The organism is Thalassotalea sp. G20_0 (assembly GCF_017744175.1).
GTDB lineage: Bacteria > Pseudomonadota > Gammaproteobacteria > Pseudomonadales > Endozoicomonadaceae > Endozoicomonas.
Genome location: NZ_JAGHQV010000526.1, coordinates 1 through 528, shown reverse-complemented (window position 1 = coordinate 528; position 528 = coordinate 1). Strand labels below are relative to the sequence as shown.

Genomic DNA, 528 nt, shown 5'->3' with positions numbered 1-528 from the left:
ATTTCCCAGGCGAGAAAATAGTTCACCTATGTGCTTTTCAAGCGGGTTTTTATTATTGCTACCTGAGTCCAGATAAACTCTGGCACAGAATACCATGACTCCCCAGAGAGACATCGATATATCTTGCAGAGAGAGTTGAGGGTTTTTACTGATTCTGTCAACAAGAAAATCGAACGTAGATTTAACCAGGTTCGGCTCAATGGCCTCACCCAGTTTCGCCAGGGTCCACAGCAGATTGACGGTACCTTGAGTACTGAACTGACTTCTCTCTTCTTTTGATTCGGCTTTGGTTTTCACATGGAACAACAGCACGGCCAAGGCCTCTTTGAGCTTTGCTGTCTTCTCCAGCTCGAGCCAGTTGTCCACCAGTTTCGCCACGGCCCACAGCAGGTTGCAGACTTCCTGTGGCTTGAAGTGGTCTTTCTCTTCTTTTGATTCGGCTTTGTTTTGCACATAGTGCAACAGCGCGACCACGGCTCCTTTGAGCTGCGTTGTCTTCTTCAGCTCCAACCCGTTATCCACAAGTTT

At 47.7% G+C, this 528-nt stretch carries 1 protein-coding gene; it reads right to left on the bottom strand.

Going from position 1 to position 528, the window contains the following annotated elements; translation table 11 throughout:
* Positions 1-528, bottom strand: a 528-nt coding sequence (locus J7438_RS27385; RefSeq protein ID WP_209279160.1) for a hypothetical protein, incomplete at both ends; no start/stop codon positions are given.